Origin of the sequence: Tateyamaria sp. ANG-S1 (assembly GCF_000814025.1) — a bacterium.
Lineage (GTDB): Bacteria > Pseudomonadota > Alphaproteobacteria > Rhodobacterales > Rhodobacteraceae > Tateyamaria.
The window spans coordinates 459,490-482,537 of the sequence record NZ_JWLL01000005.1 but is presented as its reverse complement, the minus strand read 5'-3'; the positions used below and the strand labels follow the sequence as shown (position 1 = coordinate 482,537).

Sequence of the window (23,048 nt, the reverse complement as noted above, 5' to 3'; positions counted from 1 at the left end):
GGCACCACACTTGCGCGGCCCGCTCACAAATTCAAGAGCCGTGCCAACACGCTTGAATACGTTACAAAATGGCGGCAAAGTCGGGCAAGTCTGAAACGCATAGGGGAGGATGCCGGATGACCCCCGAAGAGCGCGCCCAGCGCTGCGCGGATGCCATGTGGGCCACAGACGAGGCCAGTCAGGCCCTCGGCATGCGGATCGAAAACATCGGCCCCGGCACCGCGACCCTGACAATGCAGGTGCGCAAACACATGCTCAACGGCCACGGCATATGCCACGGCGGCATGATCTTCACGCTGGCCGACAGCGCCTTTGCCTTCGCCTGCAACAGCTACAACCGGCTCACGGTCGCGCACTCCAACCAGATCACCTACCTCGCCCCCGGCCAGCTGGACGAGGTGCTGACAGCCAAAGCGACGGAAATCGCACGCCAGGGCCGCTCCGGCACCTACGACGTCACAGTCACCGGGGACGACCATCGCCAAATCGCCCTTTTCCGCGGCCTCTCCCGCGAAATCTCCGGCACCCATTTCGAGGAGGACACGGAATGAAAGACCTTACCCCAGCCAAGCACACCCTGGACCCCATCGAAATCGCCAGCCGGGACGAGATCGCGGCGCTGCAACTCGACCGGCTCAAATGGTCTCTGAACCACGCCTACCAAAACGTGCCACACTACAAAGCAGCCTTCGACGCCGCAGGCATCCACCCCGATGACCTCACGTCCCTCAGCGATCTCGCCAAATTCCCCTTCACCACCAAACAGGACCTGCGCGCCAACTACCCGTTCGGCATGTTCGCCGTCCCCCGTAAGGATGTAAAACGCATCCACGCCTCCTCCGGCACCACAGGCCAGCCCACAGTCGTCGGCTACACCGAGAACGACCTCAAAAACTGGGGCAACGTGGTCGCACGGTCCCTGCGCGCAGCGGGCCTGCAACCGGGCGACCTCCTGCACAACGCCTACGGCTACGGCCTCTTCACCGGCGGGCTTGGCATCCACCTCGGTGCAGACGCACTGGGGCTCACCACCATCCCCATCTCCGGCGGCATGACCCCCCGGCAGGTGCGCCTGATCGAAGACTTCAAACCCAAGGGGATCACCGTCACGCCGTCCTACGCGCTCTCGGTCCTCGACGAATTCGATGCCCAAAACCTCGATCCCCGCGCCTCCTCGCTCGAAGTTGGCATCTTCGGCGCCGAACCATGGACCAACGCCATGCGCACCGAAATCGAACAGGCCTTCGACATGCACGCCGTCGACATATACGGCCTGTCGGAAGTCATCGGCCCCGGTGTCTCCATGGAATGTGTTGAGACCAAAGACGGCCTGCACATCTGGGAAGACCACTTCTTCCCCGAAATCATCGACCCGAACACGGGGCAACCCGTCGAAGACGGCGAAATGGGCGAACTTGTCTTCACCTCGCTGACCAAGGAAGCGTTCCCAATCATCCGCTACCGCACCCGCGACCTGACCCGGCTCCTGCCCGGCACCGCCCGCTCCATGCGGCGCATGGAAAAGGTCACAGGTCGCAGCGACGACATGATCATCCTGCGCGGCGTCAACGTCTTCCCGACGCAGATCGAGGAATGCCTGATGGCCACCCCCGGCCTCGCCCCACACTTCCAGATCGAACTGACCAAACCCGACCGCATGGACCAGATGCGCGTGCTGTGCGAGGCGACGAACGGGGGCGACAGCACCGACGCCGCCCGCGCGCTGGCGTCACGGATCAAGCAAACCATCGGGATCAGCGTCAAAGTCGATGTCGCCCACCCCGGCAGCGTGGAACGGTCACAGGGCAAGGCGGTGCGGATCGTGGACAAGCGATAGGGCGCACAGCCACGCCAACGATCACGACAACCGATCCAGCAGCGCCACCTTCAACGCCTCGTATTCGCGCTCCGGAATGCCCTCCATAGCCGCATCACGGTCCGTCACTTCATCCTGATAGGGATCAGGCACAGCAAAACGCGCACCCGGCCGGACAAACTGACTGTCGGTCAGATCACAACGCTGACCATCAATACGGTTGTAGTAATGCCAGACGCCCGCACAGGGCGTCCGCAGAACGTGCCCCCCAAACAGGTCGTGGATCACGGCGCTGGTGACATTGCATTGCCCATTGGCCGGGTTCTCCTTCGACCATTGCTGCGCCGTGTCCAACGACCATGCGGTCTCAAGCGCGGCGCGCACCCGGTCCTCATCAAACTGCATCTGCACATCCCTCCCAAACCGGTCATAGGTATGTTGGCATACCTGCCCTCCGCACCCGGTCCAAGAACCAACCGCTGATGCAAATAGCCCGGCGCCCTCTGCCAGAGCCACAACTGCCCTTGAAACACCCCCATGCTTTCGGCAAGTAACAGCCGACGCAGCATGTCGCCTGCTTTCCAACATAATGTCCTTCGACCACAGTACCTTGGTCACTCGCACCCTTGATCGCAGTCCAACAAAAAAGAGCCAAACCCTTGTCCACATCCACACATACAGTCGGCAGTCCCATCGGGATCGGTGAAATGTCCTCTCTTTGGAAGGCCACATTTGTGATCTGCGGCACGCTGTTCCTCGCGCTGTCGTCCTATATCGAGGTGCCGATGGTGCCCGTCCCGGTGACGATGCAAACCTTTGCGGTAACACTGATCGGCGCGCTCTACGGATGGCGGCTGGGCGGGGCGACCATCATCGCCTGGCTCGGTCAGGGGGCCCTTGGCCTTCCCGTCCTCGCAGGCGGTGCTGCCGGGGCGCATCACTTCATCGGCCCGACCGGCGGCTACCTCTTCGCGTTCATCCTCGCGGGTGCGCTGACCGGCTGGCTCGTGGAACGCGGCTGGAACGGCCACCGCCTTGGCCTCGCCTTCGCCGCAATGCTGGCAGGCAACGCGCTCTGCCTCGTCGTGGGTGCCGCATGGCTGGCAGTTCTGATCGGTGTCGAAGCAGCGATCACAGGCGGCGTGCTGCCCTTCATCGTCGGGGGCGTGCTGAAATCCGCACTTGGCGCAATGGTCCTGCTCGGTCTGGCCAAACGGGCCAAACGCGCGCCCGGTTCGTGACGGTCCGCCTGCGCGCGCACCATCTGCTGTGCGTGCTGACCTATGTGGGCAAAGGCTACACCCCGGCCTTTGTCGCGAACCTCGACAGGATCGCCGCCCGTCTCAGCGACGGCGAAGACGTCCTGATCGTCGAAGGACCCGATGACATCTGTGCCCCCCTTCTCGAAGGGGGCGACGGGCACTGCCACACGGCCAGTGTCCGGCGGCGCGACCAGATTGCACTGGCAGAGGTCGCATCCACCCTCGAACGCGATCTTGTCGCTGGCGACCGGCTGACGCTTGGCGCCGCGCAGCTCGCCAACCTGCGTGGCTCATATGCCGTCGAACGGGTGCAAGGCGCATGTGGTGGCTGTCAATGGAAACCGCTTTGCGCGTCGGTCGCGGCCAGCGGCTACCGCGACACCCGGTTGCAGGCTACATCGTCGACGCACCCACAAAGTCAGGAAGCGTAGCGCATCCTTGATCGCCGCGACCTGCCAAAAGGACCGTTTTGTCTGGTCTGTAGACAGGCAAAGACTGCCCGAAATTCACCGGATATTTATCAAGGTTAACGCGACATCGCACCTTACCGAATGGTTAACCGGTGCCCTCTGATCATCGGGGGCTAAAACACGCAGTTTGACGCGGAAAATGTGCAGTTTCCGCAAAACAGCCTGATTTCGCCCCTGTTTGCCCTGCCCAAATATCGCAGTTTCCCGTCGAAACTTCGCAGTTTCGCACGCTCGGACCCACCGCACGCTGCATTAACCCCACCGTACGGTCAGGCAAAGGATCCGTGACAAAACCACCCCGCCGACATCGCGCCGCCATGCGCATAGAACAGCCACAACCGCTGCCCGTCCGTCGTGTCCGTCACCCAATAGTCCCGCGTACCTGACCGCCAGTTCGGATCGTCCAGCCACCATTCCGGCGCGATCCGCTCGGGCCCGATGGCGCGGTGCCGGGTCAGATTCATGCCCCGCCAGCGGAAATTTTCGGGCAGTTTCGGCGTGTTCGGCGCCTGCACAGGTTCAGGGTGCCACAGCAGCAAGGGGCGCGGATTCGTGGGCATGGGCCACGGTCCCTCATGCGGTTTCGACCAGGCCGCCGACATGATTTTATGTGATTTTTCAGGGATATGGCTGTCCGCCGGTTCAAAGCGTCGGATGGAATCCAAGCCCACCCGTGCGCCCAGCCGCCCGATCAGATCATCCATCGCATTGGCGTTGTTCAGCCGCGCCTGCACCGCCGCCCCCGCCTCGCGGTGGCCCACGGTCATCACGTCGTGGACAGGCTCCACCAGCGTGGCCAGCACCCGGATCATGTCGATGCCAAAACCCGCATCGATTTCCTCGATCTTCATCTCCAGCAGCGGGCGGATGCGGTGCGGGTCATGGGTCGGGCGGGCCAGCCCGATCTCGACCACCTCAACCGCATGGTCGCTGCGATAGGCTTGCAGCATCACCCGCCGCGCGCCTTTTCCCTTATCTTCCAAAATCTTACATAGCCGAGGCAGGGTCCGATCAATGGCCGCCATCACGTCCTCGGCCAGCCCAATCGGGTCGGGCAAGGTCATGCGAACCGCAAAGTGATCCGGCGGCTTTGCAGGCGACACAGGCTCGGGCGCGCTGCCCATCGCCTGATCCAGCCGCATGACCAACCCACGCCCGAACCGACGCGCCAATCCGGCCCGCGGTTGCCCCAGCAAATCCCCCACCCGGCGCAAGCCCAGACGGCCCAACTGTGCCGTCATCTCGGCATCCAGTCGCAAGGCAGCAATAGGTAGCGGGGACAGCGCGCCATAGGTCTGTCCGGGCGGCGCAATGCGTTTGATATCAGTGGCTTGCATGGTCACAGCAGGGGCGGCACCCCCCTTGGTCCAATGCCGTCGCTTGCCTGCACGCGACCGCGTGGCCCGCGCCTCCTGATCAATGGAATCACCCGACCGATCAGACCCCGCCGCCTTACCCGCATAGCGCGCCAGCGCCCACGCCGCGCCGCGGGTATCCGCCAGCCCCAACAGCACACTCAACCCCAGATCGGTGCAATCATCCTGCACCACCTGCATCAACTCGCGCTCTCCCCCAAAGAGATGTGCGCATCCGGTCAGATCAATGACAAGGGCATCCCCATCCTCGGGCGCGACCCAGGGGGAAAACTTGCCCGCCCAGCGCTGCAGCGCCTCCAAGAACCGTTTCTCTTCCTGCATGGAACGGGGAAATGTCAATAATCTCAGGCACATAGCATGAGCGTCGCGCACAGGCTGGCCCACCTGCAAACCATCGGCCTGCGCCACTCCGTTCAGGGCGGTGATGACCTGCATATTCTGCTGCTCCTCGACCACGGCCACAGGCTGATCGGCCAGCACAGGCTGGCGCCGGATCAGACGCTCGGCCCCCAGCCGGGGGAACCAGATGGACAGGATACGACGGTTGGGCATCACCAAATGTTCGCAATTTGTTCTTATCGCAAACTAGGCCGAGTCGGCCCTTTGAGTCGAGTCAGCCCGCCTGCGACATCACGCGCCGTAGCGCGCCAGGAACGTCTTGACCGCGCTGTCGACCACCCGGTCGATGTCCTCATCCGTGACACTGTCGATCACCCCGAACATCAGCCGCGGCCAGAGGTCGGCCTTGCACAGCTCACCAAACTGGTCGGCGGCAAGGGTATAGTCATCGATCTTCAAGTCCCCGCGCGCCACGGCCGCCTCGAAATACTCGCCCATTTCAGCGCGCATACGTTCGGGCCCGGACTTGTAAAATGCGCGCCCAATCTCGGGGAAACGATCCGATTCCGCCACGCAAATGCGAAACACCTGCTGGCCGAATTTGGACGTGATGAACTTGAGAAAATGCTTGCCCGCCTGATTCAAAACATCCCGAGGCGGCGCATTCATATCGATATTGTCGATGGCATCCTGGCTTTGACGCGCACATTCGGAATTCGCCACCTCCATGAACAGCAGCCGCTTGTCGGGAAAGTAGCTGTAAAGCGTCGCCTTGCTGACGCCTGCGGCGCGGGCAATGTCGTCCACGCTCGCCCCTTCGAACCCATCCACCATGAACACATCGCGCGCGCCCTCCAGAACCTGGTCAAACTTTCGGCCCCTGCGGACAATAGGCGTTGCGTCGTTCATCTGGCTTCCTGTGTGGCGGGATACTGCACAATATAAACCGTTTCGTTCAGTTTCTATAAGAAAATCAAACGTGCGCCTTGCTCCGCCCACCGCTTCCATGTCCCGCAGAATGCAATGGCGCTTTTCACGGCAAGCGGGGCCATCGACAGTGGATAGGCAGCGCAACACGCGCTATGCCTGATCCATGTTGCCCATCCTTTTGAAGACCCTGCCCTTTTTCGCATTGATCGGCCTTGGCTACTGGGCAGGCCGCACGCGGTTCTTCACCGAGGAGGCGACGGCCTATCTGACCAAGTTCGTCTTCTACTTCGCCCTGTCCGCGATGATCTTCCGCTTTGCCGCGAACCTAGAGCTGGCGCAGGTGTGGGACGGGCGGCTGGTGGCCGCTTACCTGTGGGGCACCGCATTCGTCTACGGCATCGCCACGATGGTCGGCTTCCTGCGCGGGCTCGACGTGCAGACCAACGCGGTCGAGGCGCAATGCGCCGTCATCGGCAACGCCGGATTCCTGGGCCTGCCCATGCTCGCCCTCCTCTTCGGCCCGGAAGCCATCGGCCCGGTCATGCTGGTGCTCGCCACGGATCTCATCGTCTTTTCCAGCCTGATCGTCATCCTGATCACCGTGGGCCGCGACGGGCGTATGTCACCTGCGATCATCAAGACCATCGGCATCGGCCTGCTGAAAAATCCGATGATCGTCGCCATGGCGCTGGGGCTCATGTGGTCTGGCTTTCGAATCCCCATCCCCGATCCGATGAACGACTTCCTGACCATCCTCGGCGGTGCGGCCACACCCGGTGCCCTCTTTGCCATTGGCGCGTCGCTTGCGTCAAAATCAGCGGAGCGCATCCAGATCGCAGGCTGGCTCAGCTTCTGCAAACTGGTGCTGCACCCGGCCTTTGTCGCCTTCTCGGCCATATTCCTCTTCAACGTGGAACCGTTCGGGGCCGCGATGATCATCGCCTGCGCTGCCATGCCCGTGGCGGGCAACATCTACATGCTGGCCCAGCACTACGGCGTCGCCCCGCAACGGGTCTCTGCCGCCATCCTCGTCTCGACCACGCTCAGCGTGGCAACCCTCACAGCGGTGATCGCATGGGTGAGCTGATCCAACTTCATCTTGCCAAATAAACTCCCGCCGGAGGCTCCTGCAACTTGCCGCACGCGCCAACCCCCGGTAGCGATGGGAAAACGAAAGGAACATGCCCATGGATACTGTCTCTGAAAACGCCTGCTTCGGCGGCACGCAGGCGGTCTACACACACGCCTCGACCGCCTGTTCCTGCGACATGACCTTTGGCCTGTTCCTACCGGCCGAGGCCAAGGATGGACCCGTCCCCCTGCTCTGGTACCTGTCGGGCCTGACCTGCACCCATGAGAACGCCATGACCAAGGCGGGCGCACAGGCGTGGGCGGCCGAGCACGGCATTGCACTGTGCTTCCCCGACACCTCACCGCGCGGCGATGAGGTGGCAGATGACGATGGCTATGATCTGGGGAAGGGTGCCGGGTTTTACGTGAACGCCACCGAAGAGCCGTGGGCCTCCCATTACCGCATGTGGGACTATGTGATGGACGAGTTGCCTGTCCTGCTGGAACGCAACTTCGACATCGACATGGATCGCCAGTCGATCACAGGCCATTCCATGGGCGGACACGGCGCGCTGACCATGGCGATGTCCCCGCGGGGACAGTTCCGGTCTGTGTCGGCGTTTTCACCGATCACAAACCCCACGGCCAGCGATTGGGGACGCAAGCAGCTTTCTGCATATTTGGGGAACAATGAAGAGTTGTGGTCGCCCCACGATGCGACCCTGTGCATGCGGGAGCGTGGCTTTGACGGTCCGATGCTGATCGACACCGGCACAAACGACCAGTTCATCGACCTTCTGAAACCCGAAGCACTCGCCGAAGCTGCCGCCGCACGCCGCCAGCAGATCCAGTTCCGGATGCAGCCGGGATACGACCACTCCTACTTCTTCGTCTCGACCTTCATGGAAGATCACGTCGCCTTCCACGCCGAACACCTTTGGGCATGACGACGCTCTATATCGACGCCGATGCCTGCCCGGTAAAGGCCGAGGCAGAGCGGGTCGCAACACGGCACAAGGTCCCGATGAAAGTGGTGTCGAACGGCGGGCTGCGCCCGTCTCAAAACCCCTTGATCGAGACTGTTATCGTGCCCGAAGGACCCGACATCGCCGACATGTGGATCGCCGACCGGGCCGGACCCGGCGACGTGGTGGTGACCGGTGACATCCCCCTTGCCGCCAAATGCGTGGAAGCGGGTGCACGGGTTTTGAAACACAACGGTGAGGCGCTGACGCAGGCCAATATCGGCAATGTCCTTGCCACCCGCGACCTGATGGCCGACCTGCGCGCCGCCGACCCGTTCCGCCAAGGCGGTGGCAAGGGCTTTACCAAGGCCGACAGATCGCGTTTTCTGGACGCACTGGAACGAGAATTGAGAGCAGCGAAAAGATGACCATCCAAGCCGTCGTGTTCGACATCGGCAACGTGCTGATCGAATGGCAGCCCGAACGGTTCTACGACAGCGTGATCGGGGAAGAGCGGCGGCGCCAGCTGTTCAACGAAGTCGATCTGGATGGCATGAACCTTGAGGTAGACCGCGGCGCACCTTTCGCCCGGTCAGTCCATGATCTTGCCGCCAAGCACCCCGAATGGGTCACGGAAATCCGGATGTGGCACGACCGCTGGATCGAGATGGCCTCGCCCCAGATTGACCATTCCGTAAAGCTGATGGGCGCCTTGCGGGCCAATGGCGTCCCGGTCTTCAGCCTGACCAATTTCGGTGTTGATACCTATGATCGCGCGGCCAAGGATTACCCCTTCATGCGCCAGTTTGATCGCGATTTCATCTCCGGCCACATGAAAGTGGTCAAACCCGACCCAACGATCTACCAGATGCTGGAAGACGCCAGCGGCCTGCGTGGCGAAAGCCTGCTGTTTACCGACGACCGCAGCGACAACATCGCCGCCGCCCAGATGCGCGGCTGGCGAACGCATCATTTCAAGGGGCCGGAAGGCTGGGCCAAGCGCCTTGTGACCGAAGGGTTGCTGACCGAAAGCGAGGCGGCGTGACCTCCGTCCCCTATATCCCCTTTGCGGAGGGCGAGGCGGTGCTGGACTGGATCGGCCTGACCGACGCGCTCGCGGCGGGCCACGCACTGCCCAAGGCCGAGATCGGCGACACGTTCCTTTACCGCGATCCTGATACATTGCTCAGCCGCGCGGCGTGGATCGACGGGATGGGCATGGCGGTCAAGACGGCCACCGTCTTTCCCGGCAATCCGGGGCGCGGTGCGCCGATGATCAATGGCGGCGTGAACCTGTATTCCGACCGCGACGGGACCTTGCAAGCCATCATCGACTTTCATCTGGTGACCAAGTGGAAGACAGCGGGCGACAGTCTGCTCGCTGCGCGCAAGTTGGCCCGGCCCGACAGCCGCAACATCCTGATCGTGGGCGCTGGCACCGTGGGCCGCGCGCTGCATGATGCCTACTCTACCATTTTCCCGGACGCCCATTTTCAGGTCTGGAACCGCACCCGCGCCAACGCGCTGACCATGGCGTCGGAACGCCCGACGCTGACAGTTGCAAACGATCTGGAACAAGCCGTGCGCAGCGCCGACATCATCACCAGCGCGACAATGTCCACTGAACCGCTGATCCAGGGCGACTGGCTGCAACCCGGCCAGCATATCGACCTGATCGGTGCCTACCGCCCCGATATGCGAGAGGTTGACGATACCGCCCTGCTGAAATCGCGCATATTTGTTGACAGTTTTGATACCACTGTCGGGCATATCGGAGAGGTAAAGATCCCTCTGGAGGCTGGCACCATCACCCGCGATCATCTGCTTGCGGACTACTACGATCTGGACGCCTTCACCCGCGACCCGGACGACATCACCCTATTCAAGAACGGCGGCGGCGCGCATTTGGACCTGATGACCAGCCGGTACATCCTGGATCGATGGACCGCCTCTTGATGTGGGCGATCCTGATCGTTCTGGGGGTCATCGCGATCCCGCTCACCATCGAATGGACGCGCAAGGGCATAACGGACGCGGACCGGGCCAAGGCGTCGGGGCAGTTCGCCCTGCTGTCCCAAGGCACCACGCATTTCGAATGGCTGGGACCGGACCGCGGGCCCGTCGCGGTGTGCATACATGGACTGACCACACCGTCCTTTGTCTGGTACGGGATGGCGAAGGGGCTTGCCCTGCTGGGCTTTCGTGTCCTGATCTATGACCTTTACGGGCGCGGCTATTCGGATCGGGTGCAGGGCAGCCAGACTGCGGACTTCTTCGATCAGCAGCTTGTCGATTTGCTGGCGCATGAGAGCGTTACGGAACCGGTGACCCTTTTGGGCTACTCTATGGGCGGTGCCATTGCCGCGCATTTTGCTGCCAGACGGCCACAATCCGTCACGCAATTGATCCTTCTGGCACCAGCCGGGATGTTCAAACTGGAAAGTGGAAAACTCATGTTCGCCCGCGATCTGCGATTGATCGGCGACTGGGTGTTCCTTGCTACCTATCCTTGGATCTTGCGGCGCGGCATCTCGAAAGAGGCGGGCGCGCCATCGTCAGTGGACGACATATGCGATCTGCAACACGCGGAAACGGCGCGGCGCGGGTTCTTTCCCGCCGTCTTGTCCAGCCTGCGCGGCCTGCTGCGCGACACCTGTGAAGATCAGCACAAAGCCATCGCCGCCGCCGGTGTGCCAGTGCTTGCCGTCTGGGGTGCGCAGGACGATGTGATACTGTTGACCTGTCAGGACACCTTGACCGCATGGAACCCGGCGGCGCAACAGGCCGTCATCCCCGAGGCTGCTCACGGTCTGCCCCACACCCACACCGATGCTGTTCTGGACGCAATCCGCGCCTCACGCGGTTAGGCAGCGGATGGTTGCGCCAATGGCCGTTCCCGGATCGGCAAATGTACGATGGCGCTGAACGCGCCCACGGCGACACCAATCCACCACACCTGTTCATACGAGCCATAGAGATCGTACATCCGGCCACCCAGCCAAACCCCAAGGAAAGAGCCAAGTTGGTGGCTGAAGAACACGATGCCATAGAGCGTACCCATGTAGCGCAGCCCGTAGATATGCGCGACCAGCCCGCTGGTCAGCGGCACCGTTGCCAGCCACAGCGACCCCATCGCGATGGAGAAGACGATCACCGTCACCGGCGTCATTGGGAAGATGATGAACAGCGCCGCCACGAGCGTGCGGGCGGTGTAGATGCCCGCCAACAGGTACTTCTTGGAAAACCGTTTGCCCGCCCAACCCGCAGCCAGCGTACCGGCAATATTGGCCAGCCCGATCAACGAAATCGCCCACGCCCCCAGCGCCGACGTCGTGGTGATGCCAATGTTGTGCAACATGCTGCCCGGCAGAATGGGTCCGCACACCTCTGTCACAAAGGCGGGAAAGTGCGCCGTGACAAAGGCCAATTGATACCCGCAGGAAAAGAAGCCGAGGAAAATCAGTGTGTAGGACGGGTCCTTGAACGCCTTGATCAGAATGGCGCCCATGCTTTCCTCAAGCTCGGCCTTTGACGCCATGGCAGGCGCCCGCATCAGTGGCAGACACAGGATCAGGGCAAGGATGGCCGCGGCAAAGATCACGAACACACTTTGCCAGGTCATCATGGTCAGCATCCATTCGGCCATCGGCGCGCCAAAGACCTGACCGGCGGATCCGGCCGCAGTGGCAATAGCAAGGCTCATCGACCGATTATCGTCGCTCGACGCCCGGCCCACGACCGCCAGGATCACACCAAAACCGGTGCCAGCCACGCCGAAACCCACAAGCCAGGCATAAAGCTGGTGCTCCAGCGGGGTCGTCGACCACGCGGACAGGACCATACCCGCCGCATAGGTCAGCGCACCCATGATGATGGCCTTGCGATCCCCGATCTTCTCCGCAATCGCGCCAAAGATGGGCTGCCCAATCCCCCAAGCCAGGTTCTGGATCGCAATGGCGAGTGAAAACTCGGTGCGTAACCAGCCGAACTCCTCGGCAATCGGGATCTGGAACACGCCGAAAGACGCGCGGACCGCAAAGCTGACCATGATGATCACGCAGCCGACAATCAGGACAGGGGTGAACAGGGGCGTACGTGCGGACATGGGATTACCTTCAAGCGTGCCCACCGACTGTATGGACGCAGGCACTTGGGTCAAATCAGGAATTCTTGGTCTACGCATCACTATTCCTGAACGGACGGCGCTTCCCATGTGGGGACCTGCACGCTACGACAGGCAGCGATGAGTGATTTGCTGACAGAATACCAAGCGCTTGTGGACAAGGGCGAGTTGCAGCCCGACCCGGCGCAACTGGCCGTGTTGCCCGAGTTTGAACGCATCCGCGCGGCGCTGGCCGCACCGGTCAAGAAGGGGCTGTTCCGAAAGGCCCCCGAGCCACCCAAGGGGCTGTACCTGTGGGGCGGTGTCGGGCGCGGCAAGTCGATGCTGATGGACTTCTTTGCCTCGCGTGTGGATGTGCCTGCACGCCGGGTGCATTTCCACGCCTTCATGCAGGAGATCCACGCCGCGATGCACGCAGCCCGCCAGCGCGGCGTGGATGATGCCATTGCGCCTGTGGCCGCAGATGTTGCCGCCTCAGTCCGGCTGCTCGCCTTTGATGAAATGCAGATCACCGACATCACCGATGCGATGATCGTAGGCCGTCTGTTCGAGGCGCTGTTTGCCGCCGGTGTCGTCGTCGTGACGACATCCAACCGGGTGCCCGATGATCTGTACAAGGACGGGCTGAACCGACAGCTTTTTGTGCCATTCATCGACCTGCTCAAGGACAAGATGGTCGTTTGGGAACTCGCCTCTCCCACCGACTACAGACAGGACCGACTGTCGGGCAGCCCGGTCTACTTCTCGCCCCTTGGCGCAACCGCGCGGGCCGAGATGGACGCGATCTGGGCGGACCTGTCAGGCGGGCGGGCTGAACCGCTCGACCTGACAATCAAGGGGCGCACCGTCACCATCCCGCAATTCCGCAACGGCATCGGGCGCAGCAGTTTCTTTGACCTGTGTTCCAAGCCGCTTGGGCCGGGCGACTACCTCGCCATCGCCGACGCCTGCAAGGTGCTGATGGTCGACGACATCCCGTGTCTGGGCCGCAGCAATTTCAACGAAGCCAAGCGCTTTGTCACCCTGATCGACGCGCTGTATGAGGCGCATGTTCGGCTGATCTGCTCTGCCGCCGACACACCGGAAATGCTGTACCTTGAGGGTGAAGGCACGTTCGAGTTCGAACGCACAGCCTCGCGCCTGCGAGAAATGCAAAGCGCGGACTGGGCCGCCTAGCCCTGCGACTGACGCACCAGGGCCACCAGCAACGCTTCGGTGTCCAGCCGCCCTGCTGCCGTCGTCAGCTTGCGCGGTAAGGTAAATTCGTTGCGCGCCGCAGCGGTGTTCAGCAATGCGTCAATATAGGCATTCGATTGCCCTTCGGTCAGGGCCTGCACCAGCAGCGCTTGCAGCCGGTCGCCTTGCTGCGGAGTGTATCCGAACCCGATCAACACCGCTGATGTCAGGCTGCGCAGGTCCGTGTGCCGCGCATCGGTATCGGTCAGGCGAATGGGCTGGCGCAACTGTCGGCTGACCGCTTCGGACGCGGACACCACCTGCAGATCAAGCAGGGATGCATCGGCGCGCGTCACCTCCGCTTCGGATGCACTCAGATCATCCACCACGGGGCTCTCTGCAAATGTCTGCGCCGGTTCTATCGCACTGCCGGGTTGCAAGAGGATCAAGACAATCGTCACCATCAAGAAGGCGGCAGCGATGACCAGCATCTTCATGTTGGACGATGCGTAGTCCTCTGCATCATCCGTGACCTGGGACGGCAATTCGCCCGCATTTTTTCGCCTGAACATACTGCTTCCCCACAAGCAAACCCGTCGCGGTTGTTCCACGTTAGGGTGAAAAACTGCGCTAGATGTAGCAAATTCGGCACCGAATGGTCAACATAATGCGGGCGTGCCGAAATATTGAGACACCGGCGATGAATGTAGGTCAGCCGTTTTCGCGCAGGATCGCACCAGCCAGGTACAACGATCCGCAAATCAGGACACGCGCGTGCGGATCGCGTGCAATGATCGCCTGTAGCGCGGCTGTAGCATCCTCGGCCTCGTGCGCTACCATCCCAACATCGCGCGCCGCTTGCGCCGTCTCAGACGCTGGAAGCGTGTTCTTTTCACCGGGGATGGAGAGCGCGGTCAGACTGTCCACATGCGACGCGAGCGGACGCAGGTAGCCGCGCGCATCCTTGGTGTTGAGCATACCGCAGATCAGGTGCGTCGGACGCTTGGGCAAGCCGCTCAGGACACTGGCCAGGGCCACACCGGCCGCAGGGTTGTGCCCGCCATCCAACCAAAGCTCGGCCTCGCCCGCCTGGTCGACCAGCGGCCCGGTGCGCAGCCGTTGCATCCGTGCGGGCCATTGCGCTTGGGTCACTGCCGCCTCGCAGGCAGAGGCATCACAGCCCAGATGGCGCAACGCGGCCAGCGCAATCCCCGCATTCTGTATCTGGTGATCCCCCGGCAAGACGGGGCGCGGCAGGTCGAGCAGACCCACCTCATCCTGATAGACCATGCCATCGCGTTCAGGCACCGCGTGCCAATGCTGGCCATAGGCCAACACAGGGGCGCCCAGCCGCGTGGCCTGCGCCTCAATCACGTCCAGACCGTCATCCTCTTGCGGACCCACGATCACGGGCACGCCCCGCTTGATGATCCCCGCCTTTTCGCCTGCAATCTTGGCCAGCGTGTTGCCCAGGAATGCCTCGTGATCCATGGACACCGGCGTGATGATCGTCAGCTTGGGCGTGTCAATGACGTTTGTGGCGTCCAAACGCCCACCCAGCCCGACCTCAAGCAGCGTGTAGTCCGCAGGCGTCCGGGCGAACGCAAGGATCGCGGCGCACGTCGTGATCTCGAAATAGGTGATGTCGGCACCACCGTTCGCCTCGTAGCATTCATCAAGATAGGCGGTCAGATCAGGCTCGGAGATCAGCGTTCCTGCCAGCCGGATACGCTCGTGAAACCGCGCCAGATGGGGCGAGGTGTAGGCATGGACGCGATGTCCCGCCGCTTCCAGACCCGCGCGGATCATGGCCTGGGTCGACCCCTTGCCGTTCGTACCGGCGACGTGGATCACCGGAGGCAGGTCATTCTGCGGATTACCCAACGCCTCCAGCAGCCGCCACACGCGGTCCAGCGTCAGGTCGATGACCTTGGGGTGCAGCGCCATCATCCGTTCGAGAATGGCGTCGGAACCGGTGCTCATTCCTTTGCCGCATCCTCGGCAGCGGGTTCTTCGACAGGCAGGGGCGCGGGGGCTGGCAAGTCGCCTTTGACAGCAGGCGGCTCGCCCATGAGCATCCGGGTGATGGTGATCAACTCATCCCGCATCTCGGTCCGCTTGGTCACGCGGTCAAGCATGCCGTGGTCCAGCAGGTACTCGGCCCGCTGGAACCCTTCGGGCAGTTTTTCGCGAATGGTTTGTTCGATCACCCGCGGCCCGGCAAAGCAGATCAGCGCGTTGGGTTCGGCGATATGAACGTCGCCCAGCATCGCATAGCTGGCCGTCACACCACCCGTGGTGGGATGGGTCAGTACGACGATGTAAGGCAGGTTCGCCTCTTTCAGCATCTGCACCGCAACAGTCGTGCGTGGCATCTGCATCAGGCTCAGGATCCCCTCCTGCATCCGTGCGCCACCGGCGGCTGAAAACAAAACCAGCGGGCGCTTCAACTTCACCGCCTCTTCGGCGGCCGCGATGATGGCGTTGCCCACATACATGCCCATGGATCCACCCATGAACGAAAAGTCCTGCGCGCAGGCGACGATGGGCGTGCGCCCAATCTCGCCCCGGGCGACCAGCATCGCTTCGTTCTCGCCCGTCGATTTCTGCGCCGCCTTCATGCGATCGGGATACTTCTTCTGGTCCCGGAATTGCAGCGGGTCGGTCAGCGGCGCAGGCACCTCGACCTCGGTAAAGATGCCGCCGTCGAACAGCGCCGTGAAGCGGTCGCGGGGCGTGACCGCCATGTGGTGCCCGCAGTTGGTGCAGACATTCAGGTTGTCCGACAGCTCGCGGTGAAACAGCATCGTGCCGCAGTTGTCACACTTGGTCCACAGATTGTCCGGGGTCTCGCGCCGCGAAAAGATCGAGTTGATCCGGGGCCGGACATAGTTGGTGATCCAGTTCATGTGGGCTTCCTGCTGCGGTTCCGTTCCGTCAGATAATCCGGGGCAGCGTCAAATGCAATCAAGCGCGGATGGCAAGACGCGCGGCCAACCAGCTCACCAGCATGAAACCGAAATCAACAGGCAGCCAAGCGGCCATCGCCGCCTCGTCCGCCATCCCGAACGGCAAAACGTAAAGCGCAAGGCCCGACATCTCGTCCGGCGTGGCCGTCAACACCATAGCCGAGATGTTGTTGGCGAAGTGCACCGCCATCGCGGGACCAAGCGTGCCGGAGCGAGCCGTCAGATCGGCCATAAGGACACCAAAAACAGTCGCCCAGATCGCAATCGTCAACGCATTGCTGCCAGCACTTTCGGGCAGGTAGTGCCCGGCACCGAACAAGACGGCAGGCAGGATCATCCAGATCAAAGGCGAACGGAACCGCGCCGCAAGTTGCTGCTGCAGATAACCGCGAAACACGATCTCTTCCGCCCCGATCTGCACAAGCACCGCAACGATGGCGATGGGCAGCAAGAGCAGCCAGCGGCTGACCGACATGTTAAGGGTCAACGTCCCCTCACCCATGTCATAGGGCGGCAAAACCCACAGCGCGATGGTGAGCAGCACCATCATGAACAACACCGCACCGAACTGACGCACCGCCAGACCAATGGGGCCAATCAGCGTCGCGGGCTGCCTCTTGTGCACCATGATCACGACCATGGCCGCGGCAACACCCAACAGACCCAACTGGAACAACAGCAACAGCATCCCGCCCGCGGTCCGACCCGTCTGCGCATCCCGCAACACCGCACTGGCAGTTTGCGGCTCAAGCAGCCCAAGAATCGTGCCCAAGACAAGATTGCTGAGCACCAGAAAGAAACCGGCAACCAATACGATGCCAAAGGCCAGTCGCCAAAGCTGCGCCCGGTCGCGCGCCGGATCAATCATCAGCGCATGTGGGCGATAGTCGAAACTCAGAACACCCATCAGCGATCCAATGGCGGCGGTGGCGGCCCCTCGTCCTGGGGGATCTGCACATTGGCCTGACGCAGCAACTCGGCAGCGCCGGTCAAATGGCTGGCAACGGTGTTCAGCAGGCTGCGCAGCACGGTGGCGTCCTCCTCCAGAACAGCGCGGAATTCGGCCGCACCGATGCGCAGGAAAGTCGCTTCGGTCAGGGCCGTCAAATGCAGTTGCCGCGGCTCGTTCAGGATGATGGCCAGATCGCCGATCAGGCGGCCAGGCTCAATCGTGGTCACATGTCGGTCTTCGCCATTCTCACCGTCGTAGCTCAGCACGGCACTTCCCTTGACGCACAGATAGGCAGCATCGGGCTTTTCCTCCATGGAAAAGATGCGCTGCCCCGGTTCGGCGGTGTACCACTGCGCGGCAAAAGCCAGCAGGCGCTGGTTACGACTGTTGACGCCCGAAAAGAGGTCCGCTCGCGAAATCACACGCAGCTTGCGGCTCAGATCGTCGGCTTCCTCGTCGTCTTCGTCATGGGCCTGAACGCCGTCAATCCGCCCATCCTTGATCTCGACAAACAGGTCGTAGGCGTCGGGGTTGTTAAAGCTCTCTTCCAAAAAAATCAGCGTGGAGTCTGGCAGCAGCTCGCGCAGCGCTTCTCGGGTTTTGCGACGCTCTTCGCTGCCGTGGCTGGCAAGCGCGCGGTCCAGGAGAAGGATGTCCGGGCGCTTGATCCCCGCCCGGGAAAACGCCGCCCGTTCATGAAAGATGGTAGGCAGGTTCGTGCCGCCCAGACCGGTGCGAATATCGAACACCGTCTCGGCCACCTGACGGCGCAGATCGTGCTCTTTCACAACATCGGCCACGAGGTCCTCGATTACTTCTTCCTTGGCACCGGCAAACATCGAAATCCGACCATACAGGGTGTTTTCCACCAGCGTGAGACGCGGCAGATATGTCTCCGGTGCAATGGGAATAAAGAACTCCTGCGTCTGCTCACGCAGGGCGGAGCCTCTGGTCTTACGGATCTGCACAATCTCTTTTTTGAAGCTTTCGGGGAACGCCGGACCAATCTGTTCGGCGGTAAAGGCAAATGGCACGGTCAGAAGTAGCGCAAACTCATCATCGGTCAGCGCCACATCCCCACGTTCGCGGCGGCGGGCGGAAATATCGACCAGTTGCTCATACATCTCTTCCTCGATGTTGAGTGCGGTAAACAGCGGGTGGCTCGTGCCATCACGGCCAAAGGTCTGGTGCAGCGTCTCGATCAGGGTTTGCGAGATGGCGATGCCTTGTTCGGCAAGCCCGTGTTCAAACACCAGATTGATGAACCGTTCGTCCCGCGCCAGCCCCTGTTGCGAAATATCGCGGGAGGGCGCTGCAAAAAGCAGGTTGCCGCCAAGCGGAACCGCCGGGTTGAACTCTTCGGGATCGAAGCGATAAACCGCATCGCTCAACCCTTGCTCGCGCAAGCGCTCTTCAACGACCGGGCGCAACGCAACGATGGCCTTGGCCAGCTCCGGATGCTGCTTGGGATCCATGCGGCTGACCAGCATACGACGGAACATGAATTCGTCGATGCCCATCGCCTCGACCAGCGCAAACCACCACGCGCGCACCTCATCCTCGGTGCCCAGACCGGCAAGGGCGGGATCGACCCACTCGGTATCGACCCGGTCCGGGCTGTTGCCGGACCGCAGCGCTTCGGTCATGTAGCGATCCTTGCGGCCCTGCCCCCACGGGACCGTGTTGGGTCGCGTCATCAGCGGCATCAACAGGTTGGTGCCCAATGTGCCATCGAACAGATAGGGGCGCGATTGCGCATATCCGATGCGGGCCGACACGACCTCCTGGTGCAAGGTCGACAGATCGTGACCGGCGATGGTGATCGACCCACGGGTCGGCAGCACCTCTCGCACCAATAGCTCGGCAATGGCAGTTCGTTCGGTCTGGTTCTTGACCTGAATGGCCACCCGCGCGCCTTTGGGAATCGTAAGGTCGATGCGCTCAAGCACGGGCGTGTTTTCGGCATTGCGGACGGTCACGTTGTCCAGAACGATGTCGCCTTGCAGGTGTGGAATGACGTCCGGCTCGCCCTCGAACAACCTCTCATCAATCATGTCGCGCGGCGCAAACCGGTCAGTCACGATCTCCCACCGCAGGGACATATCCTGCGTCTGGTTGTAGTAGGTCAGCAGTTCCTTCCAGGGGCTCGACAGGTCCTTGTAGGCCGCGATCGCCGCCACCAGCGCCCCCACGGTGATTTCACCGCGAATGGCCAGCACGCCCCCGACCGAGTAGAAAAAGAACGGCGTAAGCTGCGTGATGAAGTTGTTCAGAAACTTCATAAAGAACTTTTTCTGGTAGATCTGGAAGCGCACCTCGAACAGCTTGCTCAGCCGGTCGGTGAACTGCGCAAGGCGATACCGCAGGCCACCATTGGTGCGCAGATCCGAAATACCTGCAGCACTCTCCCCAATCTCGGAAGAGAAGGATCGAATCTCGCGGATACGTTCCTTGTTCAGCAGGTTGATCTGGCGCTGCAGCATCGGAATGATCCATGCCTGCAACGGGATAAGCGCGATACCGGCCAGCCCGAACCACACCGATTGCAGGAACAGAAACACCACGATGATCAGCATCTGGCCTGCCTGGAACACAGGCTGTGCCACCATGTCGCCCATCAGCCCGCCCATCGGCTCGGCCTCGGACGTGACCATGCTGACCAACTCACCCTGGCTGGTCGAACGGAAGTAGCTGCGCGGAAAGCGCAGCATGCGGCTGATCAACTGGAAGCGGAAGCGACGCAGGAGCCGTTCGGCCGTCACACCCTTCATCGTATTCAAGCGCATCTTCAGCAGGCCGTGGGCCAGCACGGCACCCAGATAACCAAAGCACAAAGCCAGCAGGAACTGGATTTGCGTCAGCTCAAGGCCGAACACATCTACGATACTGCTGGTCGCACCAATCGCGTCGTTGATAATCCGCTTCGGCAATTCCAGCGTGGCATAGAGAAACGGGAACGTGACAAGCGTCAGCCCCAGCAACATCAATTGATCACGCTTGGAATGCTTCCAGATGAAAGCGAATATGGTGGAATCCATGGCACGTCCTGATGGCCCGCACCCCTGTCCAAACGGTTGGAAAAGCAACCGGGCGCGACCCGTCCGCAGAACCTAGTGCCAGCCCCCACCTATTACAACCGCGAGCGCTTGCAGCGCAGCGGGCCAATGGCTATTGCAGTCCAGACGCTTTTTCGGGGGAGACGCCAGATGCTTACAGGCAAGTTCGACAAGTCCAAGCTACCCAGCCGCCACGTGACCGAAGGGCCCGCACGCGCGCCGCACCGGTCCTACTACTATGCCATGGGCATGACGGAGCAGGAGATTCACCAACCTCTCGTTGGTGTGGCCACCTGCTGGAACGAAGCGGCTCCGTGCAACATCGCCCTGAACCGGCAGGCCCAAGCGGTGAAGATGGGCGTGAAGTCGGCCAGCGGCACCCCACGCGAGTTCACCACCATCACCGTCACCGACGGCCTTGCCATGGGGCACGAGGGCATGCGCTCCTCGCTCGCCTCCCGCGAAGCCATCGCAGACACGGTTGAGCTGACCATGCGCGGCCACTGCTATGACGCCATCGTGGGTCTGGCCGGTTGCGACAAATCTCTGCCTGGCATGATGATGGCGATGATCCGTCTCAACGTACCGTCCGTCTTCCTCTACGGCGGATCCATCCTTCCGGGCCGCGCACCCGTAGGTGCCAAGGTGCCCGAGGCCTACGCCAACCGCGATCTGACCGTGCAGGACATGTTCGAAGCCGTCGGCCAGCAGCAAAGCGGTGCTATGACCGAGGCGGAGCTCGACATCCTCGAGCGCGTCGCCTGCCCCTCTGCCGGGGCGTGCGGCGGCCAGTTCACCGCCAACACGATGGCCTGCGTGTCCGAAGCCATCGGCCTCGCCCTGCCCAACTCCGCGGGTGCCCCGGCACCGTACGAATCCCGTGACCAATACGGCGAAGCGTCCGGCGCCGCGGTCATGAACCTGATCGAGAAAAACATCCGCGCCCGCGACATCTGCACGCGCAAAGCCTTCGAAAACGCGGCCCGCGTCGTGGCCTGCACGGGTGGCTCGACCAACGCCGGTCTGCACCTGCCCGCCATGGCGCACGAGGCCGGGATCGACTTCTACCTTGATGACGTCTGCGAAATCTTCCGCGACACGCCCTACTTCGTCGACCTCAAACCGGGCGGTCAATACGTTGCCAAGGACATGTATGAAGTCGGCGGCATCTATGTCGTGATGAAGGAACTGCGCAAAGCGGGCCTGATCCACGAGGATTGCATCACCGCAACCGGCTACTCCATCGGCGAAGAACTGGACAAGATCAGCCTCGAAGCTGATGGCCGTGTCATCCACCCCATCGAAAACCCGATCACCAAGACCGGTGGCGTTGTTGGCCTGAAGGGCAACGTGGCCCCCGAAGGTGCCATCGTGAAGGTCGCGGGCATGGAAGCCCAGCACCAGATCTTCACCGGTCCGGCGCGCGTCTTCGAATGCGAACAGGATGCCTTTGATGCGGTCCAGAACCGCACCTACGAGGAAGGCGACGTGTTCGTCATCCGCAACGAGGGACCGTCCGGTGGCCCCGGCATGCGCGAGATGCTGGCCACCACGGCGGCCCTGTCCGGCCAGGGCATGGGCAAGAAGGTGGCGCTGATCACCGACGGCCGTTTCTCGGGCGCAACACGCGGCTTCTGCATCGGCCACGTCGGCCCCGAAGCAGCCCATGGCGGCCCCATTGCCCTGCTGAAAGATGGCGACGTGATCACGATCAACGCGATCGAAGGCACAATCAACGTGGACCTCACGGACGAGGAACTGGCGGAACGCAAAGCCAACTGGTCCGGCCCACGCGAAAACATCTATGCCTCGGGCGCGCTGTGGAAATATGCGCAGCTTGTGGGCGAAACGTACAAGGGCGCAGTCACACATCCCGGAGCAAAAGCGGAACGGCATGAGTACTGGGACCTGTAAGGGCCTCCTGCTCGGCGCCGCTCTGCTTGGCCTTGCCGCTTGCGAAGACTTCGCAGGGCTCGATCTGGGCGGTTCGGGGCAAAACTTTGCGCTCAGCAACGCAGAACTGAGCGGTGGCGCGATCAAACTGATGCCACCGCCCGGGTTCTGCGTCGACAGGCGCAGCCTGCGCGACAGCTTTGCGCTGATGGCGCGCTGCGACACGCTGGGGGGACGACAAACGGCAGAGGCGCCGCTGGCGATCATAACCGCCACCACGGTGCCCGCGGCAGGCGCGGCCGCGATCAGCACAGCCCAGTTCGAAGGCGCCTCCGAAACCGTCCTGCAACGCAGCGACGACGGACCGCTGGCACTGGTACAGGTGACGGGCGGACCGCCCAGCGCCGATATGCGCACAACCTATTGGCGCGGTGCTGCACAGGTGGGCAACCACGTGCTCGGCCTCGCCGCATATGAAAATGCTGACAGCGCGGCACTCGACCTGATGGGGCAAAGCCTGCTGACGCAAACGGTGGAACGGACACAGGCACAGTCGGTTATCGCTGTGGTAGCACCCCAAGGCAATTCTGCAACGCCAACCCCCTAACAGCGACCCACAGGTCTCTTCGCGGGTTTATTCGAGTGAAACC

22 protein-coding genes are annotated in these 23,048 nt (G+C 62.1%); 13 read left to right on the top strand and 9 right to left on the bottom strand.

Features of this window, described 5'->3' with window-relative positions:
- Nucleotides 1-116 precede the first annotated feature (116 nt).
- Nucleotides 117-551 carry a hydroxyphenylacetyl-CoA thioesterase PaaI gene (paaI, locus tag RA29_RS09670; protein ID WP_039685270.1) on the top strand — a complete coding sequence of 145 codons (435 nt, stop codon included), beginning with the start codon at nt 117-119 and terminating at the stop codon, nt 549-551.
- A complete protein-coding gene (gene paaK / locus RA29_RS09665; protein ID WP_039685269.1) occupies nt 548-1,837 on the top strand; it encodes a phenylacetate--CoA ligase PaaK in 1,290 nt (429 codons plus the stop codon). The genes paaI and paaK overlap by 4 nt, the downstream gene beginning before the upstream one ends.
- A gap of 21 nt (nt 1,838-1,858) precedes the next feature.
- On the opposite strand, the gene RA29_RS09660 is transcribed toward paaK, so the two are convergent.
- Complete coding sequence (locus RA29_RS09660) at nt 1,859-2,221, bottom strand: hypothetical protein (RefSeq protein ID WP_039685267.1); 363 nt, start codon at nt 2,219-2,221, stop codon at nt 1,859-1,861.
- Between the two features lie 254 nt (nt 2,222-2,475).
- Between RA29_RS09660 and RA29_RS09655 the strand changes: the two genes are divergently transcribed.
- Together RA29_RS09655 and RA29_RS09650 are read left to right on the top strand one after the other, a co-directional pair.
- Nucleotides 2,476-3,057, top strand: a complete 582-nt coding sequence (locus RA29_RS09655; protein WP_039685946.1) for a biotin transporter BioY — start codon at nt 2,476-2,478, stop codon at nt 3,055-3,057.
- Nucleotides 3,054-3,509: a DUF1284 domain-containing protein gene (locus tag RA29_RS09650; protein WP_039685266.1), complete on the top strand. Its 456-nt coding sequence runs from the start codon at nt 3,054-3,056 to the stop codon at nt 3,507-3,509. The genes RA29_RS09655 and RA29_RS09650 overlap by 4 nt, the downstream gene beginning before the upstream one ends.
- Before the next feature lie 308 nt (nt 3,510-3,817).
- Here RA29_RS09650 and RA29_RS09645 read toward each other — a convergent pair whose 3' ends face one another.
- Together RA29_RS09645 and RA29_RS09640 are read right to left on the bottom strand one after the other, a co-directional pair.
- Nucleotides 3,818-5,476: a DNA polymerase Y family protein gene (locus RA29_RS09645; RefSeq protein WP_039685264.1), complete on the bottom strand. Its 1,659-nt coding sequence runs from the start codon at nt 5,474-5,476 to the stop codon at nt 3,818-3,820.
- Nucleotides 5,477-5,554: 78 nt separating this feature from the next.
- Nucleotides 5,555-6,172, bottom strand: a complete 618-nt coding sequence (locus RA29_RS09640) for a TetR/AcrR family transcriptional regulator (RefSeq protein WP_039685262.1) — start codon at nt 6,170-6,172, stop codon at nt 5,555-5,557.
- Between the two features lie 184 nt (nt 6,173-6,356).
- On the opposite strand from RA29_RS09640, the gene RA29_RS09635 reads away from it, so the two are divergent.
- The 6 genes from RA29_RS09635 to RA29_RS09610 all read left to right on the top strand — a co-directional run bounded on the left by RA29_RS09635 (nt 6,357) and on the right by RA29_RS09610 (nt 11,096).
- Nucleotides 6,357-7,280, top strand: coding sequence for an AEC family transporter (locus RA29_RS09635; protein WP_039685260.1), 924 nt, complete (start codon nt 6,357-6,359; stop codon nt 7,278-7,280).
- Between the two features lie 100 nt (nt 7,281-7,380).
- Nucleotides 7,381-8,211 (top strand): S-formylglutathione hydrolase, encoded by an 831-nt coding sequence (fghA, locus tag RA29_RS09630; protein ID WP_039685945.1) that lies wholly within the window; start codon nt 7,381-7,383, stop codon nt 8,209-8,211.
- On the top strand, nt 8,208-8,657 hold the full coding sequence (locus RA29_RS09625) for a YaiI/YqxD family protein (RefSeq protein WP_039685258.1): 450 nt from the start codon (nt 8,208-8,210) through the stop codon (nt 8,655-8,657). Before fghA ends, RA29_RS09625 begins: the two co-directional genes overlap by 4 nt.
- Nucleotides 8,654-9,274 carry an HAD family phosphatase gene (locus RA29_RS09620; protein ID WP_039685256.1) on the top strand — a complete coding sequence of 207 codons (621 nt, stop codon included), beginning with the start codon at nt 8,654-8,656 and terminating at the stop codon, nt 9,272-9,274. The genes RA29_RS09625 and RA29_RS09620 overlap by 4 nt, the downstream gene beginning before the upstream one ends.
- On the top strand, nt 9,271-10,185 hold the full coding sequence (locus tag RA29_RS09615) for an ornithine cyclodeaminase (RefSeq protein ID WP_039685254.1): 915 nt from the start codon (nt 9,271-9,273) through the stop codon (nt 10,183-10,185). Before RA29_RS09620 ends, RA29_RS09615 begins: the two co-directional genes overlap by 4 nt.
- Nucleotides 10,185-11,096 (top strand): alpha/beta hydrolase, encoded by a 912-nt coding sequence (locus RA29_RS09610; RefSeq protein ID WP_241462585.1) that lies wholly within the window; start codon nt 10,185-10,187, stop codon nt 11,094-11,096. Before RA29_RS09615 ends, RA29_RS09610 begins: the two co-directional genes overlap by 1 nt.
- Here the strand turns inward: RA29_RS09610 and RA29_RS09605 are convergent.
- Nucleotides 11,093-12,334 (bottom strand): MFS transporter, encoded by a 1,242-nt coding sequence (locus tag RA29_RS09605; protein ID WP_039685941.1) that lies wholly within the window; start codon nt 12,332-12,334, stop codon nt 11,093-11,095. The genes RA29_RS09610 and RA29_RS09605 overlap by 4 nt on opposite strands.
- Nucleotides 12,335-12,472: 138 nt before the next feature.
- Between RA29_RS09605 and zapE the strand changes: the two genes are divergently transcribed.
- Entirely contained in the window at nt 12,473-13,528 is a 1,056-nt protein-coding gene (zapE, locus tag RA29_RS09600; protein ID WP_039685252.1) for a cell division protein ZapE, read from the top strand.
- Here zapE and RA29_RS21865 read toward each other — a convergent pair.
- The 5 genes from RA29_RS21865 to RA29_RS09575 form a co-directional block, all read right to left on the bottom strand.
- Nucleotides 13,525-14,100, bottom strand: a complete 576-nt coding sequence (locus RA29_RS21865; protein ID WP_052249572.1) for a hypothetical protein — start codon at nt 14,098-14,100, stop codon at nt 13,525-13,527. The genes zapE and RA29_RS21865 overlap by 4 nt on opposite strands.
- 139 nt (nt 14,101-14,239) lie before the next feature.
- Nucleotides 14,240-15,511 (bottom strand): folylpolyglutamate synthase/dihydrofolate synthase family protein, encoded by a 1,272-nt coding sequence (locus RA29_RS09590; protein ID WP_039685251.1) that lies wholly within the window; start codon nt 15,509-15,511, stop codon nt 14,240-14,242.
- Nucleotides 15,508-16,437: an acetyl-CoA carboxylase, carboxyltransferase subunit beta gene (gene accD, locus RA29_RS09585; RefSeq protein ID WP_039685249.1), complete on the bottom strand. Its 930-nt coding sequence runs from the start codon at nt 16,435-16,437 to the stop codon at nt 15,508-15,510. The genes RA29_RS09590 and accD overlap by 4 nt, the downstream gene beginning before the upstream one ends.
- A 58-nt stretch (nt 16,438-16,495) precedes the next feature.
- Nucleotides 16,496-17,404, bottom strand: a complete 909-nt coding sequence (locus RA29_RS09580) for a CPBP family intramembrane glutamic endopeptidase (RefSeq protein ID WP_039685247.1) — start codon at nt 17,402-17,404, stop codon at nt 16,496-16,498.
- Nucleotides 17,404-20,487, bottom strand: coding sequence for an ABC transporter transmembrane domain-containing protein (locus RA29_RS09575; protein ID WP_039685245.1), 3,084 nt, complete (start codon nt 20,485-20,487; stop codon nt 17,404-17,406). The genes RA29_RS09580 and RA29_RS09575 overlap by 1 nt, the downstream gene beginning before the upstream one ends.
- A 168-nt stretch (nt 20,488-20,655) precedes the next feature.
- On the opposite strand from RA29_RS09575, the gene ilvD reads away from it, so the two are divergent.
- Together ilvD and RA29_RS21860 are read left to right on the top strand one after the other, a co-directional pair.
- Nucleotides 20,656-22,419 carry a dihydroxy-acid dehydratase gene (ilvD, locus tag RA29_RS09570; protein WP_039685243.1) on the top strand — a complete coding sequence of 588 codons (1,764 nt, stop codon included), beginning with the start codon at nt 20,656-20,658 and terminating at the stop codon, nt 22,417-22,419.
- Nucleotides 22,400-23,005, top strand: a complete 606-nt coding sequence (locus RA29_RS21860) for a hypothetical protein (RefSeq protein WP_052249571.1) — start codon at nt 22,400-22,402, stop codon at nt 23,003-23,005. The genes ilvD and RA29_RS21860 overlap by 20 nt, the downstream gene beginning before the upstream one ends.
- Nucleotides 23,006-23,048: the final 43 nt, after the last annotated feature.